Source organism: Gluconacetobacter asukensis, assembly GCF_014174375.1.
Classification (GTDB): domain Bacteria; phylum Pseudomonadota; class Alphaproteobacteria; order Acetobacterales; family Acetobacteraceae; genus Gluconacetobacter; species Gluconacetobacter asukensis.
The window spans coordinates 112,056-129,635 of record NZ_JABEQE010000001.1 but is presented as its reverse complement, the minus strand read 5'-3'; the positions used below and the strand labels follow the sequence as shown (position 1 = coordinate 129,635).

Below are 17,580 nucleotides of genomic sequence, written 5' to 3'. Positions count from 1 at the left end.
GTTTTTCGAGAATTCGTGCAGTCGTGGCATTGCGGGCGGCCAGTCTTCGTCCCAGCTCGGGAGAGCAATGAGGCTGGATGACGGATGTTTATGTTATGTTCTAGTTTTGATGAGATCAAAACGAGAACAGATATTGTTCGCATGACTGCCGCGCCGATGGGCGGCCCGGCGGGTGCGGCGATGGATACAAGAGGGAAACGAGGCCAGACGGTCTGTAAGCCGGGTTCTGTCCACCTTCCGAAGAAGGATGGGCGACCATTCCTCTGGGACGCGCCTTGCGGCACGCCTCACGCGACCAACCCGAACGACGGGGCGGAGGAGCCCCCGACGGTGCCGCAAGCGACCCGTCTGCCGTTCCTATTCGGTCTTGCTCCCGGTGGGGTTTGCCCTGCCGCCCGCGTTGCCGCGGGCGCGGTGCGCTCTTACCGCACCGTTTCACCCTTACCCGCACCATCTCCGGCGAACCGGAATGCCGTGGGGGCGGTCTGTTTTCTGTGGCACTTTCCCTGGGGTCGCCCCCGCCGGCCGTTAGCCGGCACCGTTCCTCCGTGGAGCCCGGACTTTCCTCCATCGCATGGAAATCCATGCAACAGCGGTCGCCCGACCGTCTGGCTGGCGGAAACTGACCGCCACCCCGGGTTGCGTCAAGGGGGAATGCGCCGCATCAAAAATATATAGAGAGTGGGCGGGAGAGATGGCGCATGGATCAGTCGGTGGCACGACGGGAGCAGCCCGGGGTGATGGCGCGCCTGCTGATGCGGCATCTGGCCGGTCGCGGACGGAGCGGGCGGGCGGCGGGGCGGCCGCGTACGCTCGATACGTTGCGTCGCGCACTGGACCAGCCCTGTTTTCCGCAGGTGCTGTCCGGCCTGCCCTTGCGGCGGGTTCTGGCGCTACGGGTGCCGGGGGCGGAGGAGTTGCGGCCGGCGCGGCTGTATGTGCCCCATGGCCGGGTGTGGGGCGCGGTGCTGTTCCTGCATGGAGGCGGGTTCGTGCATTGCGGGCTGAATTCGCATCATGGGATCTGCTGCCGGCTGGCGCGGGAATCGGGGGCGGCGGTGCTGTCCTACGATTATCGTCTGGCGCCGGAACATCGCTTTCCCGCCGCGGTCGAAGATTGCCTGGCGGCGCTGGACTGGCTGGCGGGCGAGGCCTGGCGCTGGGGTGGGCCGCTTGCCGTGGCGGGCGATAGCGCGGGCGGCAACCTGGCGGCGGTACTGTCGCTGCTGGCGCGGGACCGGGGCGGGCCGGAGCTGGCGATGCAGTTGCTCTATTACCCGTCATTGTATGGCGCGCGGGATGTGCCGTCGCGGCATCGCTATGCCGAGGGCTATATGCTGACGGCCCGGCTGATGGAGTGGTACGGCCAGCAATATGCCCGCACGCCCGAGGACCTGAGCCATCCGCTGCTGGCGCCGATCTTTGCCGATTCGCTGGCCGGGCTGCCGCCGGCGGTGATCGTGCCTGCGCAGTTCGACCCGCTGTATGACGAGGCCACGGGCTATGCCGAGGTGCTGCGGGAGGCTGGGGGGCAGGCGGAAATCCGCTGCTTTCCCGGGACCATCCATGGCTATCTGAACATGTATTCGTTCATGCCGTGGGGGAAGGCGGCGATCCGCTTTGGCGGGCGGCGGCTGCGCGCGGCCTTTGCCGGGGCGGCCGGTCGGGCGGTCAGATCTGCTGGATAGACGAGAAGTCGAAATCCACGCCCGGCGGGTTTTCGCCGATGCGGATCGTGGTCGGGGTGGGCATGGCGTAGGGGGGGACCGGCAGGTTGTAGGGGGCCGGTGCGCCGATGAAGACCCGGCCGGCGAGATCGAACTTGGAGCCGTGGCAGGGGCAGGCATAGCCGCCCGGCCAGTTGGCGACCGGCGTGGTGGGGTCTGGCGCCGGGGAATAAGTGGGCACGCAGCCCAGATGGGTGCAGATCCCGACCACCACCCCATAGGCGGGCACGATCGAGCGGTGCCAGTTGGCGGCATAGGGGGGCTGCTGCAGCGCGCCCGAGGACGGGTCGCGCAGACGGGCCGCCAGCGACGCCTGTTGCAGCCGCTCCAGCGCCTGGGGTGTGCGATGGGTGATGAAGACCGGGCTGCCGTGCCAGACCACGGTGATCTGCTGGCCCGGGGGCAGTTTCGATACGTCGACATCGATCGGCGGCCGGGCCGAGCCCGCATCGCCGGGGCGCAGGCTGTCCAGGAACGGCCAGGAGAAGGCCGCCACCCCCGCACCACCGGCCGCCAGCGTCAGCAGGGTCAGGAAATCGCGCCGGTTGCCGGTGGGCGGGGTATCGGTCGCGGGGCTGTCGGTTTCGGTTGGGCCGGTCGTTGTCATGCGCTCTGCCGGGTCTCGGGCATTTGGAACGTGAGAGCCTGCCGGGAAATGTGGGCAGGTGAGCGAGAGTGCCGCGCAGCGGCACGGCCGTCGTGTGTTTCCGAGCACCGAAGCAGAGCGGCCTTGATGGCCGTGAGCATCGGAGCGCAGGAAACGCGCGTCGGACCGCCGCCAGCGCGCATTCCCCAGCAGGTTTAGTGGGGCATGGGGTGGAAGGTGTTGGGCGAGCCCCAGTCGGTCTGCACTGTCTGGTCGATGCGGTTGACCTTGAGCGTGAACAGCTTGGGCAATGTCTTGCTGTCGCCGGGGCAGGAGCCGGAATGTTTTTCCATCACGTCGAAGCGGGCGGCATCCGGCGGGTCGTTGCCGTTGACGATGAACAGCAGGCAGCGGCCGGGGGTGTCGGTCATGCCGTCATGCGTCACCACCGTCCGGAAATGCTCGACCAGGGCGGTGTCGTCGAACCAGTTCGCGTGGCGGAAGGTGATCTGGTCCGCCGCCTGGTCCAGCCAGCCCATGCGGGCGGCGACCGTCGCCAGCAGCACCAGCGGCACCACCATCACCACCCGGCGGACGATGCGCTGGCGCATCGTCCGCCGGGGGCGGCGTGGCGTTCCGGACGGTGTGGCTGCCATGCCGGCGGGTGACTTCATGTCATGTCCTCATGCCACGCATGGCCGTCCTCGGCCAGCAGGGCGCGGGCGGCTTCGGGGCCCCAGCTTCCGGCCGGATAGGTCTGGAGGGGGGCCTTGTTCTCGGCCCAGCCGCGCAGGATCGGGTCGACCCAGCGCCATGCGGCCTCGACCTCGTCGCGGCGGATGAACAGGATCGGGTCGCCGCGCACCACGTCGAGCAGCAGGCGTTCGTAGGCGTCGGGGTAGCGGGTGCCGAAGGCCTTCTCGAAGGCGATGTTGATGTCGGCCTGGCGCAGGGTCAGGCTGTCGGTGGGCGTCGGGTCCTTGGTCGAGACCGACAGGGTGACGCCCTCGTCGGGCTGGATGCGGATCACCAGCCGGTTGGCGCGCGGGGTGCCGGGGAAGATCGACCAGGGGGCGGCCTTGAACTGGATGACGATCTCGCTGCACTTCTCGGCCAGGCGCTTGCCCGAGCGCAGGTAGAACGGCACGTTGCCCCAGCGCCAGGAATGGATCTCGGCCCGGATGGCGACGTAGGTTTCGGTGCTGCTGGTGGCGTCCTCGCCCAGATCTTCCAGGTAGCTGGGCAGAGTGTTGTCGCCGCTGCGGCCGCGCGCGTACTGGCCGCGCACCGTAAAGGCCGCCACGTCGTCGGGTGCGATGGGGCGCAGGGCGCGCAGCACCTTCAGCTTCTCGTTGCGCAGGCTGTCGGCTTCCAGCGAGCCGGGCGGGTCCATCGCCACCAGGCACAGCACCTGCAGCAGGTGGTTCTGGATCATGTCGCGCAGCGCGCCGGACTTGTCGTAGTACGGACCGCGGCTTTCCACGCCCACCGTCTCGGCCGCCGTGATCTGGACATAGTCGATCGCGTCGCTGGACCACAGCCGCTCGAACACCGGGTTGGCGAAGCGCAGCGCGATCAGGTTCTGGACCGTTTCCTTGCCCAGGTAATGGTCGATGCGGAAGATGTGGTTCTCGGGGAAATGCCGGCCGACATGGTCGTTGATCGCGTCGGCGCTTTGCAGGTCGGTGCCGATCGGCTTTTCCAGCACGACGCGCGACTGCTCGGTCACCAGCCCCTGGGTGCTGAGATTCTCGCAGATCTGGCCGTACAGGCCGGGGGCGGTGGCCAGGTAGTAGACGCGGATACGGTCCTTGGGCGCCTGTTCCAGCAGGTCCTTCAGCGCGGGCCAGGTGCTGTTGGCTTCGGCGCCGTTCAGGCTGACATAATGCAGCAGGTCCAGGAAACGGCGCACGGTGGCATCGTCGAGGTCCGCCGGCTTGACGAACTCGGTCAGGGCCTTTTCGGCACGCTCCTGATAGTCGGCGCGCGAGAGGGAGGAGCGTGCGGTGCCGATGATCCGGGACTGATCGGGGATCTGCCCGTCGCGGTAGCGATAATACAGCGCCGGCAGCAGCTTGCGCATCGTCAGGTCGCCGGTGGCGCCGAAGACGATATAGTCGAAAACATCAACGGGAGGGAGCTGGGGCATCGAATAAGGCCTCCTTGCATCGGGTCGGAGCGTTAGGGGGGCGCCCATGGCCTTTGTCGAGACCGGCACCGTTGTCATAGGGGGGATGACCTGCCTGCACGGGTTTGGGCCGAGGCCCCGCACCCTGTCAAGTTGCCATTGACCGGCCGCCACCGTCACGATAAGCCCCCCGTTCCCTGACCGGTTGCGGCCCGATCCTCGATCCGGGGCGGATCGGAGGGGCCAGATTCCATTCCCATGCTGGAGGCAGGCCGTTCCATGGACGCGGAAAATTTCGGTGATGACGACAAGGCGGCGGCGGTCGGCGGGATTGCGGCGGACCGGCTGCGCAGCATTATCGAGCGTGTCGAGCGCCTGGAAGAAGAGCGCAAGGCCCTGGCCGGCGACATCAAGGACATTTTCACCGAGGCGAAATCGGCCGGCTTCGACGTGAAGGTCATCCGCCAGATCATCCGCCTGCGCAAGCAGGAGCCGGCCGAGGTGGAAGAGCAGGAGACGCTGCTCGATATCTATCGCCGCGCCCTCGGCATGTAAAAAAAGTCTGCCTTGAAAGCCGCCCTGCTGGCGATCCGACGCGCATTTTCTGCGCTTCGGTGCTCACGGCCCTTAAGGCCGCTCCGCTCCGATGCTCGAAAATACACGCCGGGCGCGCCGCTGCGCGGCGCTCTCGCTCAGCAGGCCAGCTTTCAAGGCAGACTTTACGTTTCAAGGGATGTTTGTCTCGGGTATTGAGAGATTGCTTCAAAAGCCCTGATGGTGAGTGGAAGCGCGGCGTCAGCCGCGCGTCTGGCGGTGGTTTTTGAGCATCGGAGCGGAGCGGCCTTATGGGCCGTGAGCACCGAAGCGCAGAAAAGCGCCGTCAGGCAGCCGCCAGCAGGGCTGTTGAAGCAGTCTCTAGGCGTTCACGCGATCCTTGCGCTGGTGGTGGCTGATCTGGTCACATGCGCGGCGGGGTTCGTTTTTTCCGTGGTCGTGCGCAGATGCCGTTTCCATTTTCCGACTGGATGCCCTGGTGGCTGCAGCTTGTGCTGCTGATCTTGGGGATGTTGTTCATCTTCCTCTGGATGCTGGTGCCGTTCGCGGTGTTCGGCGTGAAGGGGCGGCTGGATGCCCTGGCGTTGCAGATCGAGGATCTGCAGGCCGAATTGCGCGTGCTGGCCCTTCGGCCTGAGGAGCGGGTGCCGGTTTCGGCGCCGGCTCCGCGCCCGGCGGCGGCTGCCGCGCCGGTGGTGGAGCCTGTGGCCCCCGCGCCGCCGCCCGTGCGGTCGCCCGGGCCCGTTTCGGCCAGCGATGCCTATGTGGCGCGGCCCGAACGGCCGGTTTCGGCACGTCCGACCCGTTTCGATCCGCCGCCTTCCGCGCCGGCCGGCGTGCGTGCCGCGCCGCCGGTCGAGCCGCCGGCCTATGCTCCGCGTTCGAGTGCGCCCGCTTCGCATGACGCCAGCCGGCCCATGCCCTGGCATGACCGGCCGGCCGCAGCCCCGCGCGATCCGATTTTTTTCGTGCCGCCGGAAGAGGCGCGGCCGCCTCATATGCCGCCGCCGACCGTCCCCGACGCGCCAACGGCAGCCGAAGAGACGCCGTTTCGGCCGGCCTATCGCGTGCCTGACGAGCGTGCGGTCCGGCCGCAGCGCGACGATGAATGGGATGAGAGGCCTAGGTCGGAGCCCACCTTGCGTTGGCCACCCCGAACCTGAGGGCGGCCATTCCCGTTAGGCCGCCACAGCCTGGGCGGAAATGTGGGCTGGTGAGCGAAAGCGCCGCGAAGCGGCGCGGACGGCGTGTGTTTCCGAGCACCGAAGCGGAGCGGCCTTGATGGAAGTGAGCATCGGAGCACAGGAAACGCGCGTCGGATCGCCACCAGCGCGCATTTCCGCTCAGGCTGTGAGGACGAGGTCGTCGCGGTGGATGATTTCGTCGCGTCCGCGCCAGCCCAGCAGGGCCTCGATATCGTCCGAGCGGTGGCCGGCGATCTGGCGGGCGTCGGTTGCGCCGTAGGCTGACAGGCCGCGGGCGATTTCGTTGCCGTCCAGGTCGGTGACCAGGACCAGGTCGCCGCGTTCGAACGTGCCGTGGACCGCGCGCACGCCGGCCGGCAGCAGGGACGACCCAGCCGCCAGGGCCTGCCGGGCGCCGTCGTCGATGGCCAGTTGGCCGGCCGGCGCGAGGCCGCCGGCGATCCAGCGCTTGCGGGCCGACCGCCCGTCGGGCAGCGGCAGGAACCACGAGCAGCGCGCCCCGTCGCGCAGGCGCGCCAGCGGGTGCGGGTCCTTGCCCAGCGTGATCGCCATGGCGCAGCCGGCCTGGGTGGCGATGCGGGCTGCCATCAGCTTGGTGCGCATGCCGCCGGAGGAATAGCCGGGCGGAGGCGCGCCGCCCATGGCCTCGATATCCGCCGTCAGGGTGGCGATGACGGGCAGGTGGCGGGCGGTGGGGTCGATTCTGGGGTCGGCCGTATACAGCCCATCGATATCCGACAGCAGCACGAGCTGGTCGGCGCCGGTCATTTCCGCCACCCGTGCCGCCAGGCGGTCATTGTCGCCGAAGCGGATCTCGGTGGTGGCGATGGCGTCGTTTTCGTTGATCACGGGGACGCAGCCCAGGCCCAGCAGCGTGTCGAGCGTGGCGCGGGCGTTGAGGTAGCGGCGCCGGTCTTCGGTGTCGCCGGGGGTCAGCAGCAATTGTGCGGCGACCAGCCCGTGCGCGGATAGCGCGTCGGTCCAGGCCTGGGCCAGGCGGATCTGCCCGACCGAGGCGGCGGCCTGTTTTTCCTCCAGCCGCAGGGTGCGACGGGTGAGGCCCAGGCTGTGGCGTGCCAGCGCGATGGCGCCGGAGGAGACGAGGATGACCTCGATGCCCGCGCCGCGTAACGCCGCGACGTCCTGCGCCACGCTGTCCAGCCAGTCGGTGCGCGGGGCGGCGTTGTGCGAATCCACCACCAGCGCGCTGCCGATCTTGACGACCACGCGGCGGGCCGTGGCCAGGCTGGGCAGTTCCGCGCCGGTCACGGCGTGGGCTCGGGCCATTGGGTGGCGGCCGGCGGAGCCTCGTTGCGTTCGGCCTCGCGAATCGCGGTGACCTCGTCCTGCAGCAGGCGCAGCACGTCGTCCAGCCCTTGGCGGGTGACGCCGGATAGGGTGACGACCCTGGCGCCGCTGGCCTTTTCCAGCGCGCGGCGGCGGCTGGAAATCTGCTGCGGGGTCATGGCGTCGATCTTGTTGAGCGCGATGATCTCGGGCTTGGCGGCCAGGCCGGGATCGTAGGCTTCCAGCTCGTGGCGGATGGTGCGCCATGCCTTGACCACGTCGCCGGCGGCGCCGTCGATCAGGTGCAGCAGCACCGCGCAACGCTCGACATGGCCCAGGAAGCGGTCGCCCAGGCCCGCGCCCTCATGCGCGCCGGCGATCAGGCCGGGGATGTCGGCGATGACGAATTCCTCGGACACCGACAGGCGGACGACGCCGAGCTGCGGATGCAGGGTGGTGAAGGGATAGTCCGCGATCTTGGGCCGTGCGGCCGAGACGACGGAGAGGAAGGTGGATTTGCCGGCGTTCGGCAGGCCGACCAGCCCGACATCGGCGATCAGCTTCAGGCGCAGCCAGATCCAGCGTTCCTCGCCCGGCCAGCCCTTGTCGGCGCGGCGGGGGGCGCGGTTGGTGCTGGTCTTGTAATGCGCGTTGCCGTGGCCGCCATCGCCGCCATGGCACAGCACGATGCGCTTGCCGGGTTCGTCGAGGTCGGCGAGCATCGTCTCGCGGTCTTCATCGAAGATCTGGGTGCCGATCGGCACCTGGATCACGACCGGGGGGGCGGCAGCACCCGTACGGTCCGAGCCTGCGCCGTTGCCGCCCTTGCGGGCGCGGAAATGCTGGGTGTAGCGGAAATCGATCAGTGTGTTCAGGTTGCTCGCGGCGACGAACACGATGTCGCCGCCGCGCCCGCCCTTGCCGCCGTCCGGACCGCCGAATTCGATGTATTTCTCGCGCCGGAAGGCCACGACGCCGTCGCCGCCGTCACCGGACTTTACGTAGATCTTGGCTTGGTCGAGGAATTTCATCGTACTGGTCCGGTGGCAGCTTGTGGTCCTGGCTGGAGATAATACCCCGCCATGACGCAAAAAGGGCCGGTCCCGAGGACCGGCCCTTCGCGGGTCGAAAACGGTCCCGAGAAGCGGGGTGCTTACTCGGCCGCGATCGGCAGCGCCTCGACCGACACGTGCACGCGGCCTTCGGCGCGGCGCTCGAACTTCACGTGGCCATCGACCAGTGCGAAGATCGTGTGGTCGCGGCCGAGGCCGACATTGGTGCCCGGCTTCATCTTGGTGCCGCGCTGACGGAGGATGATGTTGCCGGCGATCACGCTCTCGCCGCCGAACTTCTTGACGCCGAGACGACGTCCGGCGCTATCGCGCCCGTTGCGGGATGAACCGCCTGCCTTTTTTTGTGCCATTGCCTGAACTCCTGACTCTGAACTGACCTGATAAGCCTGTCGGCGGCGCTGTTAGGCCGCCTGACGGGTTCAGGCGGCGTTGATCTCGGCGATGCGCAGCACGGTGACGGGCTGGCGATGGCCGTTCTTGCGGCGGCTGTTCTGCCGGCGGCGCTTCTTGAAGATGATGACCGTGTCCAGACGATCCTGCGCGATGACCGTGGCGGTCACGGTGGCGCCGGGGACCAGCGGGGCGCCGATCGTCGTGCCGCTCTCGCCGCCGACGGCGAGGACGTCGGTGAAGGTGATGGTGGAGCCGGCTTCGGCTTCCAGCTTCTCGACCTTCAGGACGGTGTTGGGGGAAACGCGATACTGCTTTCCGCCGGTACGAATGACTGCAAACATGTTCTAACCTGTCTTTCCGATCTCTTGGCGCGTGCGGCCCCGTGGCGGGACAGGCGACGCGACCCAGTCGCTTTTTTTTATTGGCCGTGCGGACACGGCTACCCCTCGTCAGCGCGGGGGCGAGGTGCGGCTTTTACTGCCGGCTGCCGCGCGCCGTCAACCGCCGATTGATGGGCTGGGCGGGAGAGGGGGGAATATTATGTCGGAAAAACGCATCAAGGTCTCTTGCACGCCCTGCCGCGCCACCCTATAAGCCCGATCCATCGCCGCTAGCGAAGACGGAGAGGTGCCGGAGCGGTCGATCGGGGCGGTCTCGAAAACCGTTGTGCGTGCAAGCGTACCGTGGGTTCGAATCCCACCCTCTCCGCCATTTCAGTTCGTCTCTGGGCATGCCAATAGGCGCCGATTTCCTTCCTGGGACAGTAGAACGCGCGCTCAGCAGGTCGGTCTTTGATTCCATGATGCGAATCTCGCAGTCGGCAACTTCGACACGTTGCGCCAGCGCGCAGGTGATCCCGCCGATAGCCGCCCCCTTCGAGCCGGGTGCGCTCGCGTATGGCCTGCGAAAACCGTCGGATCATGGCCGGGCTGGGCGCCTTGTGACCGGCGTTGTCGAGCATGGCGTCGGCCCGATCCCGGCCGGGGGCAGGCACTCCGTATAGTGGATGACGGCGCAATTGTCTGCGTGTAGTCGTTGAATCGACGGGGCGTATCGCCGTTCGACAGGTAGACGCGCATCCGCAACAGCCGATATGTGGCGATTTGCCACACGCAGCCTTCGGTCACGTCAGGACAATCCGGTCCTTCGTCGCCTGAAGGCCGCACCGAAACAGTTTCTGCACAGCGCGAGCGAAATCGTAGGGTTGAAGCAGGCTGAAGCGGCCAGTCACAAGCTGGTCGGCAAGAACGGGATTGTCGATGGAAATGACGATCGGCGAATATTTCATAAACTGCGACGCAGCAGCGACAAGGGACGTGTTTCGTAGCACGATCTGCCCGCCGCGCCAGGCCCGCCTGGTCAGGGATTCGGCATCCTTCATGCTGTCATGGCGGGCGACGGCCGGCGTGCCTTCGGCAGGCAGCGACAACCGGTAAACGGCTGGTGCGTCCAGGCGCATGACGGAGCCATGGGAGGACACCCGGACGTCTCCGCCATAATTCACCAGTTCAATCCCGTCGCGATGTACCGACAGATCGAAATCCGCATGACGTGTCTGCACGTTGAAACCGCCGGCGGACAGGCGGCACCCGCTTCCCGTTCCTTCCACCCCGATACGGCCGCTCAACACTTGGAGGGTCCCCCTGGAACTCTGGGGTACATCCATGTCCGACAGCGCGTCGAGGATAAGAACATTCCCCTGCCACGCATAGCGCCGGGGCGCTTCATGGGCATGGCGCACAAAAAAGAGCGGGTCCGGCGGCACGCGCTTCGTGACGAAGAGGGCCCCGCACGCGGCGGCGGCCCCGGCGATCGCCATTCGCCGCGAGACAGGAGACCGCGCATTGACCGGCATGCTCTGCGGCGCGGCGGCATAGTCCAGCGCGCGGTAAAGCGCGGCAGCCCGTACATATGCGCCAAAATTGCGGCTGTCTTCCTCCAGCCAGGCGTCCAAACGCGCGGAATCGGCTGCGGGCAACGGCTCGCCGTCCTGGCGGATAATCCATTCTTCCGCCTGTCTCGCGCGCTGTGTTCCGATCTTCCGCACGGCAGCTGTCACGCGATCTCCGGGAGATGCATCATATGTGTCATTTTCCTGCCCCGCATATAGAAGTCCATCATATATCGGTCGCTATTTCTTTATCTTCTCGGGTTTCCGTACATGATCGAACGTATCATCTCCCGCCATTTCTTCGGACGACACTGACATCGTTGTGATTTCAAGATCATCCGAAATCAGCTTGAGCCCGCGCAGAACGCGGCGCTCGACCGTGCGTCTTGTGATGCCGAGTTTTTTCGCGATCTGATTGTAGGTCATGCAATAGATCTTACGCAGCAGAAAAGCGTCGCGATATTCCTTCGGCAGACTCAGCACGCGTCCCCTGATACGCGCCATCTCCTGTCGCGATGCGGCATGCCTTTCCGGGGTAAGCTGGGTCATGGGCTCGCGCCCGTCATCGAATGCGAGGGCCTGGCCAACATAGCGGACGTTCGCCTTGCGCGCCTCCTCGATGACCAGATTATGGGCGCAGCGAAAGAAAAGCGCCCTCCCGTTCAGGATTTCTCGCTCCGGCCCCGCGCAAAGACGGGCATAACATTCCTGGATGACGTCGTCGGGATCGACCAGCGTGAACCGCCTGAGCCACTGCCTCACCTCACGCTCATGCGGCAACACATGGTCAATGATCCATGCCAGTCGGGACTCATCGAGAGGCTTCGAAGGCCTCTCCCCGTGTTCTGTCCTGCTGGTTTCTTCCACGGCCTTGCGGCATCCCCTGCCAGATCTCGGTGGCTACGTATCACGCCTCGCTTCCGCCCTTAAAGCCAGGCACGGGCCGCTGACGATCGGCCGCCGCCGCGTTCTGTTAAAAGTCGCCCTCATGAAACAAAGTCTTTTCCATGCTTTAGAGGCGAACTCGTCGAGACAGAAATTATCCTCAATATTTCCGTCATATAATTTTCACAATAATTATGGTCATCGAGGGAGGGAAAAACGACATCGCCGCTCGTCTTAGCTGTGCTTTTCACCAACCCTGAGGTTCGAGCGTGATGCGTCGGTTCATTTGTCCTTTTTCCGCAATTCTTTTGGGGACAAGCCTCTATTTTTCAGATGCGGCCAGGGCGGCAACGCATCAGTTCGACATTCCGGCCGAAAACGCGCCGGATGCCCTGTCCAGGTGGCAGAAGCAATGCGGAATCGGCGTTCTGGCAAAGGGCGCCGATGTCGAAGGCCTGAGGTTTCACGCCGTGCGGGGGAGCATGGACGACCAGGCGGCCCTTCGCATGATGATGCAGGGTAATCCCTTGTCCATAGAACGATTCGACGGAAAATTCGTCGTTATTGTCAGGAAATCTCCGAAAAGAGAGACCGTTGTACAGAAAGTCAAGGGAACGGAGGACGTCTTCGCGATCGGCTATCACAACGCTCTCTCGCATAAAAGGGCGTCTGACGTCGTGGTGGACAGTATTGCCTACGACCCCATCCAGACGCTGGGCGGTGCATCGTCCATCGCGCAATCCCTGGTCCTTTTGCCTGGCGTCACGGCGATTACCGACGGCGACGAGCCGCGTTATGTCAGCCTGCGCGGTATTTCTCCTGACCTTAATCATACCAGTATCGACGGTATCGCACTGGCAACCGTGGGAGAAAACGGAACTGGGGCACGACGTGTGAACTTGCAGAACATCCCGAGCGACATGACGGCGCGGACGGATATCTATAAATCGTTCACGGCAGAGCAGGATGCCGGCGCCATCGGCGGCGTCGTGGACCTGATTCCAATGAGTGCCTACGACCATAAGGGATTCTATAAATTCATCGATGCGGACGCGATCTATTCCACCCTGGCGGGCATCGCGGGCAAGGATGGCGCCAAAGGCGGCACACCGCACTGGGGCCAGGGCGTCAAGGGAATCATCTCGGACCAGTTCGGCAAGAACAACGAATTCGGCTTCGTGCTGTCGGGTCGCTATCAGTATCGGGTTAGAAACTCCAGCAAGACCTTTGGCTATTCGCAATATTATAATACCGCCGGGCAAGTCATCAATTCACCTACCCTGCCTGGCTGGAATGGCCTTTTGACGCCGAGCAGATTTCAAAGTGCCGACTATTCCGATGCAATCACCAATGTCGGCGGTTCGGGTCGATTCGAGTGGAGGCCCACCAGAAGCAACCTGCAAGCCTCCGTCATGGGATGGGCCTATCGCCGTGGTGAGGGCAATACCGGCTCTTACGACACGATGTACACCAACAGCGTGACTAATCAGACGGGAGCCGGCGGACGCGAGAAGATCGGCAGTGTGTATCTCAGCCAACGCACCGGTGATACGTGGCAGCGCGACAGCTATGGTGTACTCGGCCATCTGGAGTGGCGCAGCAGGCAATCACTGCTGTCGCTGAAGGCTGGCTACACATGGGAGACCTATGCCAATGGCGAACGCTACCTCGAAGCCCGGACCTACCCGACCAATCAGTCCCTGACCTATGGCGGCGGTGGTCCGAATAATAATATGACCTATATCACCGGTTATGATCAGCCCGGCTTCTGGAACAACGCCGTCTTCAAGATCGACTCCGCTGACATTTACGCGGAACGCGCGATTGAGAAGCTGCCGACCGCGCGGCTGGATTATTCGTGGAACACCGGAAAGAGCGATCGCGGCTTCGGCGTGGCGGCCGGATTCGAATGGCGTGAAATGTCGATCTCCCGCAATGCCAGCGAGGACATGTTCAATACAGGGCAGGTTCTGGACCCGAAATACTTCCTGCATCCTGACTACACGCTGGTCGGTTTCGCGAAACCCCTGCCGGTCATTAACGTGTCCGGTTTTCCGTTCTCGACTCTGCCCCTCAATGCCGCGCAGACGGCATATTATTCCGGCACGTCGGATTATGCCTATCAGGAAGATCTGTATGATGGCTATGTCTCGCTGCGCTATCGTCTGCCGCGTACGGTGATCATCGCCGGCGTCAGGACGGACGCGGTGAATTATACCGGTTGGACGCCGCAGATCAGCAACAGCATGCTGACGGGAGCGACGACGGTCACGCATGGCGGGTATCTCAATCCGCTACCGTCCGTCGATGTCATCCATCACTTTCCCTACGCGGTCAATCTTCATGCATCCTTCAGCATGACGGTGGGCCGCCCCAACCCAAGCCAGCTGGCCGCCGCCGAATATATCAGCTGCGGGAACACCAGCACGCCGGGCAGCATCACCGACTGCTCGATCTCGATGGGCAATCCCAACCTGCGACCGCGTCGAGCCAAGAATTTCGACATTTCAGTCGATAAATATTTCAACAACAATAACGGATTTGTCAGCCTGGCGTTTTTTGACAAATAGATTAAAGACGATATCTATACTCTTAGTTCATTCCAAACTATCAACAACCAGCTTTATACGGTCAATCGGCCAGAAAATGCCAACGGATCGACGATCATGGGGCTGGAATTCAGTGCGACGGAGCGAAATATCCGCTTCCTGCATCAGGTTTTCGACCTGTCCGCCAATGCGACGTGGATGAACGGCAGCATGCAGTACATGTTCGGGACGCAGATGGCCACCACCCACAGTCTGATCAACCAGCCGACCGTCCTGGCAAATGGCGCGGTGACATGGAAGATTCCCCAGATAGATGGCGGTCTTCGCGTAACGGCTAATTATTCTGGCGGCTATGTCACGAGTTTCGGCGCCACGCCGGGCCTGTATTACGGATTCGGCTCGCTCTTCACGATGAACCTGGCCTTCTGGCACCGGGTTATTCCGCATCTGATGTTCAAATACGAACTGATGAATGTCGCCGACCAGCAGCCATATAATACTTACGGGTATGAAGGCCATGTCAGCTTTATCAACCAGTACCAGTACTACGGTCGGGGCGCCTATTTCCATGTGATCTTCGATTGAAGTCTTTGCGGACGACCGTTCGCTTTCCCGAAACGCATCGCAGGAAGGAATTGCCTCGTCATGTCATACCGCACGCCATCTGCCGAAAAATGCAGGGCGGCAGGGCGTCCGGCCCGTCGGCCTGCCATCAGGGCATCACTATGCGCGTTCTGCATTTCCTCCGCCATCGTGATGGGGCATGGCGACGGCAGGGCGAGGACGGCCATTGGTGATGGTCCGAAGCCGGGTGCCATTTCCGGTGGCATGCTCCTGCCCAATGGCTGGAAGATCAGTCCGGCCGGCACGGCCTTTGTCGAATTGTCGGACATGGTCTCGAACCTCTCCCTGTCACCGGATGGAAAGATCATGGTCGCCAGTCATCCTGGATGGCTGAAGGAAGGCATCGACGTCATCGACACGAAGACACAGGAGAAAATCCAGTCGATCACGCTGCCTGCCGTGGGGCAGGGGCTGCATTGGTCGGCCGACGGCAAGCGGCTCTATGTCGCGGGAGGCAACGCGACGGGGCCGAAGAACAGGAGAAACCACCAGGCATCGATCTATGTCTTCGATTATCGGGGCGGTCGGCTGGATGCTGACCGGATGATGCATTTCGCCCGGGATGACGATCCGGCCAGGACCTGGTGGTCGGACATGGTCGAAGATGCGTCCAGTCATCGGCTTTACGCCGTGGACCGCACGACCGGGCATGAGCCGGGCAGCGTCTATGCGTTCGACTTGGCGACCCGAAAGCCCGTGGCGCGTGTCGGGGTGGGGATAACCCCCTATCAGATCGTATCCAGCCGGGACGGAAGGCGGCTCTTTGTCTCGAACTGGTCCGACGGCACGGTCAGCGTCATCGATACCCGGACCAGCAGCGTGCTCCAGACGCTGCGCGTCGGGGCCAATCCCAATGCGATGGTCATGTCGTCGGATGATCGGCTGTTCGTGGCCTGTTCGAATGACAATTCGGTTTTTGTGATCGATGGGCGGACATTGAAGGTCATGGACAGAATCCTGACCACGCAGACGCCCCAGGCGCCGGAAGGGGCCACGCCCGATGCGCTGGCGATCGACGGGGAACGGCATCTGCTCTATATCGCCAATGCTGGGAACAACGCGATCGCGGTCGTCGATATCGCGCGTCCGGATAATAGTGCTGTCCTGGGCTTCATTCCGACCGGCTGGTACCCGTCCGCGCTGGCCCTGGGCGATAACGGACGCGTCCTCTACATCGCCGACGCGAAAGGCGAACGCGGACGCGGTCCCAATCCCTACGGTTCCTTCAGCCCGTTACGCGACGGCGCGAGGATGGATGAGTTGGAGAAACAGACCAGCACGATGGCGCTGCAACTGAGTACCATCGCCTCGCTGTCCCTGACCGACCTGAAACGCCGGCTGCCTGCCTGGACGCGGCAGGTCGTGGAGAATACGCCCTATCGTGACTCCCTGCTGTCCGAGGCACGCCCTCCGCGCGAACCCAGCATCCTGCCCCAGCGGGTAGGCGCGCCGTCGCCGATCCAGCATGTCATTTATATTATCAAGGAAAATCATAGTTACGATAATCTGTTCGGCGATCTGCGTCAGGCGGACGGGGACCCCAGCCTGACATTGTTCGGCTGGGATGTGACGCCGAACCAGCACAGGCTGGCCAGTACTTACATGATTTTCGACAATCTCTATTGCGACGGCGAGGTCAGCGTCGATGGCCATTCCTGGTCCGATTCAGCCTATGCGACCGACTTCAATGAAAAACAATGGCCACCGCTCTATGGCGGCTACAGTGTGGGCGATTACAACGTCAAGGCGATGGTCCCTTCGGCTGGGCATATCTGGGACCTGGCCAGGAAAAAGGGACTGACATATCGTTCCTACGGCGAATTCGCCACCCGCGTCAGTACGGGACCGACCGTGATGGAGGCTGCTCCGGGGGCGGAAAATCTGAAGGGCCATGTCGCTCGCGACTATTTCAACTGGTTCCCGGACCGGGATACCGACCGGGCCCGAATTTTCATCCGCGATCTCCATGTCTATGACAGAAACTATCGCAGTCCGGATCCGGAACAACGTCTGCCCAATTTCGTGATCATGAGCATGCCCGAGGACCACACGATGGGGACGCGGCCGGGTGCCAATACCCCCATTGCCATGGTCGCCAACAGCGACTACGCGATCGGGCAGGTTGTGGATGCGGTCAGTCACAGCCCATACTGGCCACAGACGGCGATCTTCATCATCGAGGACGATCCGGGTGGCGGTCCCGACCATATCGACGCGCGCCGCACGATGGGTTTGGTCATCAGCCCCTATACGCGGCGCAGTCGCGTCGACAGCACGCTCTATACCACCAGCTCCATGATCCGGTCCATGGAGCTGCTGCTGGGCCTGCCGCCGATGAGCCAGTATGATGCCGCGGCCATGCCGATGTATGCGGCCTTCGGCGTCGACAGCGACCCGACGCCTTTTACGGTTATCGCACCGAGAGTCGATGTGAACGCGATCAACACCGCCCATGCCTATGGCGCGGGACAGAGCCTTCGGATGGATTTTTCCGGTCTCGACAAGGCCCCCATGCATGCCCTGAGCGAAGTGATCTGGAAAGATATCAGAGGCATGGATTCCGTCATGCCCCTGCCGGCGCATCGCTTTCGGCCGATCGTCGATATCGCCGATATCGACGGCGATGATTAGGGGCGAACCCGCATTGCCCGTTGACCCGAGACGTTTCGCACGAAAG

General features: G+C 63.8%; 15 protein-coding genes, 1 tRNA gene and 1 other RNA gene. 7 read left to right on the top strand and 10 right to left on the bottom strand.

The annotated features are described in order from the left end of the window. Positions 1-199 precede the first annotated feature (199 nt). An RNA gene (rnpB, locus tag HLH35_RS00585) (RNase P RNA component class A) lies at positions 200-612 on the bottom strand. Positions 613-701: 89 nt separating this feature from the next. On the opposite strand from rnpB, the gene HLH35_RS00580 reads away from it, so the two are divergent. Continuing rightward, entirely contained in the window at positions 702-1,688 is a 987-nt protein-coding gene (locus HLH35_RS00580; RefSeq protein ID WP_182977305.1) for an alpha/beta hydrolase, read from the top strand. Here the strand turns inward: HLH35_RS00580 and petA are convergent. The 3 genes from petA to zwf all read right to left on the bottom strand — a co-directional run bounded on the left by petA (position 1,672) and on the right by zwf (position 4,462). After that, positions 1,672-2,334, bottom strand: coding sequence for a ubiquinol-cytochrome c reductase iron-sulfur subunit (gene petA / locus HLH35_RS00575; protein WP_182977304.1), 663 nt, complete (start codon positions 2,332-2,334; stop codon positions 1,672-1,674). The two genes, HLH35_RS00580 and petA, sit on opposite strands and share 17 nt — an antisense overlap. A gap of 194 nt (positions 2,335-2,528) precedes the next feature. Beyond that, a complete protein-coding gene (locus HLH35_RS00570; RefSeq protein WP_182977587.1) occupies positions 2,529-2,969 on the bottom strand; it encodes a hypothetical protein in 441 nt (146 codons plus the stop codon). Between the two features lie 14 nt (positions 2,970-2,983). Continuing rightward, the gene (gene zwf / locus HLH35_RS00565) at positions 2,984-4,462 is read right to left on the bottom strand and encodes a glucose-6-phosphate dehydrogenase (RefSeq protein ID WP_182977303.1); all 1,479 of its coding nucleotides are present in this window, start codon (positions 4,460-4,462) and stop codon (positions 2,984-2,986) included. Between the two features lie 258 nt (positions 4,463-4,720). On the opposite strand from zwf, the gene HLH35_RS00560 reads away from it, so the two are divergent. Further along, positions 4,721-4,996 carry a DUF2312 domain-containing protein gene (locus HLH35_RS00560; protein ID WP_114727655.1) on the top strand — a complete coding sequence of 92 codons (276 nt, stop codon included), beginning with the start codon at positions 4,721-4,723 and terminating at the stop codon, positions 4,994-4,996. A gap of 446 nt (positions 4,997-5,442) precedes the next feature. Then, positions 5,443-6,159, top strand: a complete 717-nt coding sequence (locus HLH35_RS00555) for a hypothetical protein (protein WP_182977302.1) — start codon at positions 5,443-5,445, stop codon at positions 6,157-6,159. Positions 6,160-6,339: 180 nt separating this feature from the next. Here HLH35_RS00555 and proB read toward each other — a convergent pair whose 3' ends face one another. The 4 genes from proB to rplU all read right to left on the bottom strand — a co-directional run bounded on the left by proB (position 6,340) and on the right by rplU (position 9,295). Then, positions 6,340-7,488, bottom strand: a complete 1,149-nt coding sequence (gene proB, locus HLH35_RS00550; protein WP_182977301.1) for a glutamate 5-kinase — start codon at positions 7,486-7,488, stop codon at positions 6,340-6,342. Continuing rightward, positions 7,467-8,519, bottom strand: a complete 1,053-nt coding sequence (obgE, locus tag HLH35_RS00545) for a GTPase ObgE (protein WP_182967145.1) — start codon at positions 8,517-8,519, stop codon at positions 7,467-7,469. Before obgE ends, proB begins: the two co-directional genes overlap by 22 nt. Before the next feature lie 122 nt (positions 8,520-8,641). Beyond that, the gene (gene rpmA, locus HLH35_RS00540) at positions 8,642-8,911 is read right to left on the bottom strand and encodes a 50S ribosomal protein L27 (protein WP_114727575.1); all 270 of its coding nucleotides are present in this window, start codon (positions 8,909-8,911) and stop codon (positions 8,642-8,644) included. Between the two features lie 69 nt (positions 8,912-8,980). Further along, on the bottom strand, positions 8,981-9,295 hold the full coding sequence (gene rplU / locus HLH35_RS00535; RefSeq protein ID WP_114727576.1) for a 50S ribosomal protein L21: 315 nt from the start codon (positions 9,293-9,295) through the stop codon (positions 8,981-8,983). 280 nt (positions 9,296-9,575) lie between these two features. Between rplU and HLH35_RS00530 the strand changes: the two genes are divergently transcribed. Further along, positions 9,576-9,665: transfer RNA gene (locus HLH35_RS00530), tRNA-Ser, on the top strand. Positions 9,666-10,077: 412 nt separating this feature from the next. Here the strand turns inward: HLH35_RS00530 and HLH35_RS00525 are convergent. Continuing rightward, a complete protein-coding gene (locus HLH35_RS00525; RefSeq protein ID WP_182977300.1) occupies positions 10,078-11,013 on the bottom strand; it encodes a FecR/PupR family sigma factor regulator in 936 nt (311 codons plus the stop codon). 72 nt (positions 11,014-11,085) lie between these two features. Next, positions 11,086-11,712 (bottom strand): sigma-70 family RNA polymerase sigma factor, encoded by a 627-nt coding sequence (locus tag HLH35_RS00520; RefSeq protein ID WP_182977299.1) that lies wholly within the window; start codon positions 11,710-11,712, stop codon positions 11,086-11,088. Between the two features lie 290 nt (positions 11,713-12,002). On the opposite strand from HLH35_RS00520, the gene HLH35_RS00515 reads away from it, so the two are divergent. The 3 genes from HLH35_RS00515 to HLH35_RS00505 all read left to right on the top strand — a co-directional run bounded on the left by HLH35_RS00515 (position 12,003) and on the right by HLH35_RS00505 (position 17,534). Continuing rightward, complete coding sequence (locus tag HLH35_RS00515) at positions 12,003-14,300, top strand: TonB-dependent receptor plug domain-containing protein (protein WP_246384773.1); 2,298 nt, start codon at positions 12,003-12,005, stop codon at positions 14,298-14,300. 96 nt (positions 14,301-14,396) lie between these two features. Continuing rightward, a complete protein-coding gene (locus HLH35_RS00510; RefSeq protein ID WP_182977297.1) occupies positions 14,397-14,864 on the top strand; it encodes a porin family protein in 468 nt (155 codons plus the stop codon). 243 nt (positions 14,865-15,107) lie between these two features. Beyond that, the gene (locus HLH35_RS00505; RefSeq protein WP_220790477.1) at positions 15,108-17,534 is read left to right on the top strand and encodes an alkaline phosphatase family protein; all 2,427 of its coding nucleotides are present in this window, start codon (positions 15,108-15,110) and stop codon (positions 17,532-17,534) included. Positions 17,535-17,580 lie beyond the last annotated feature (46 nt).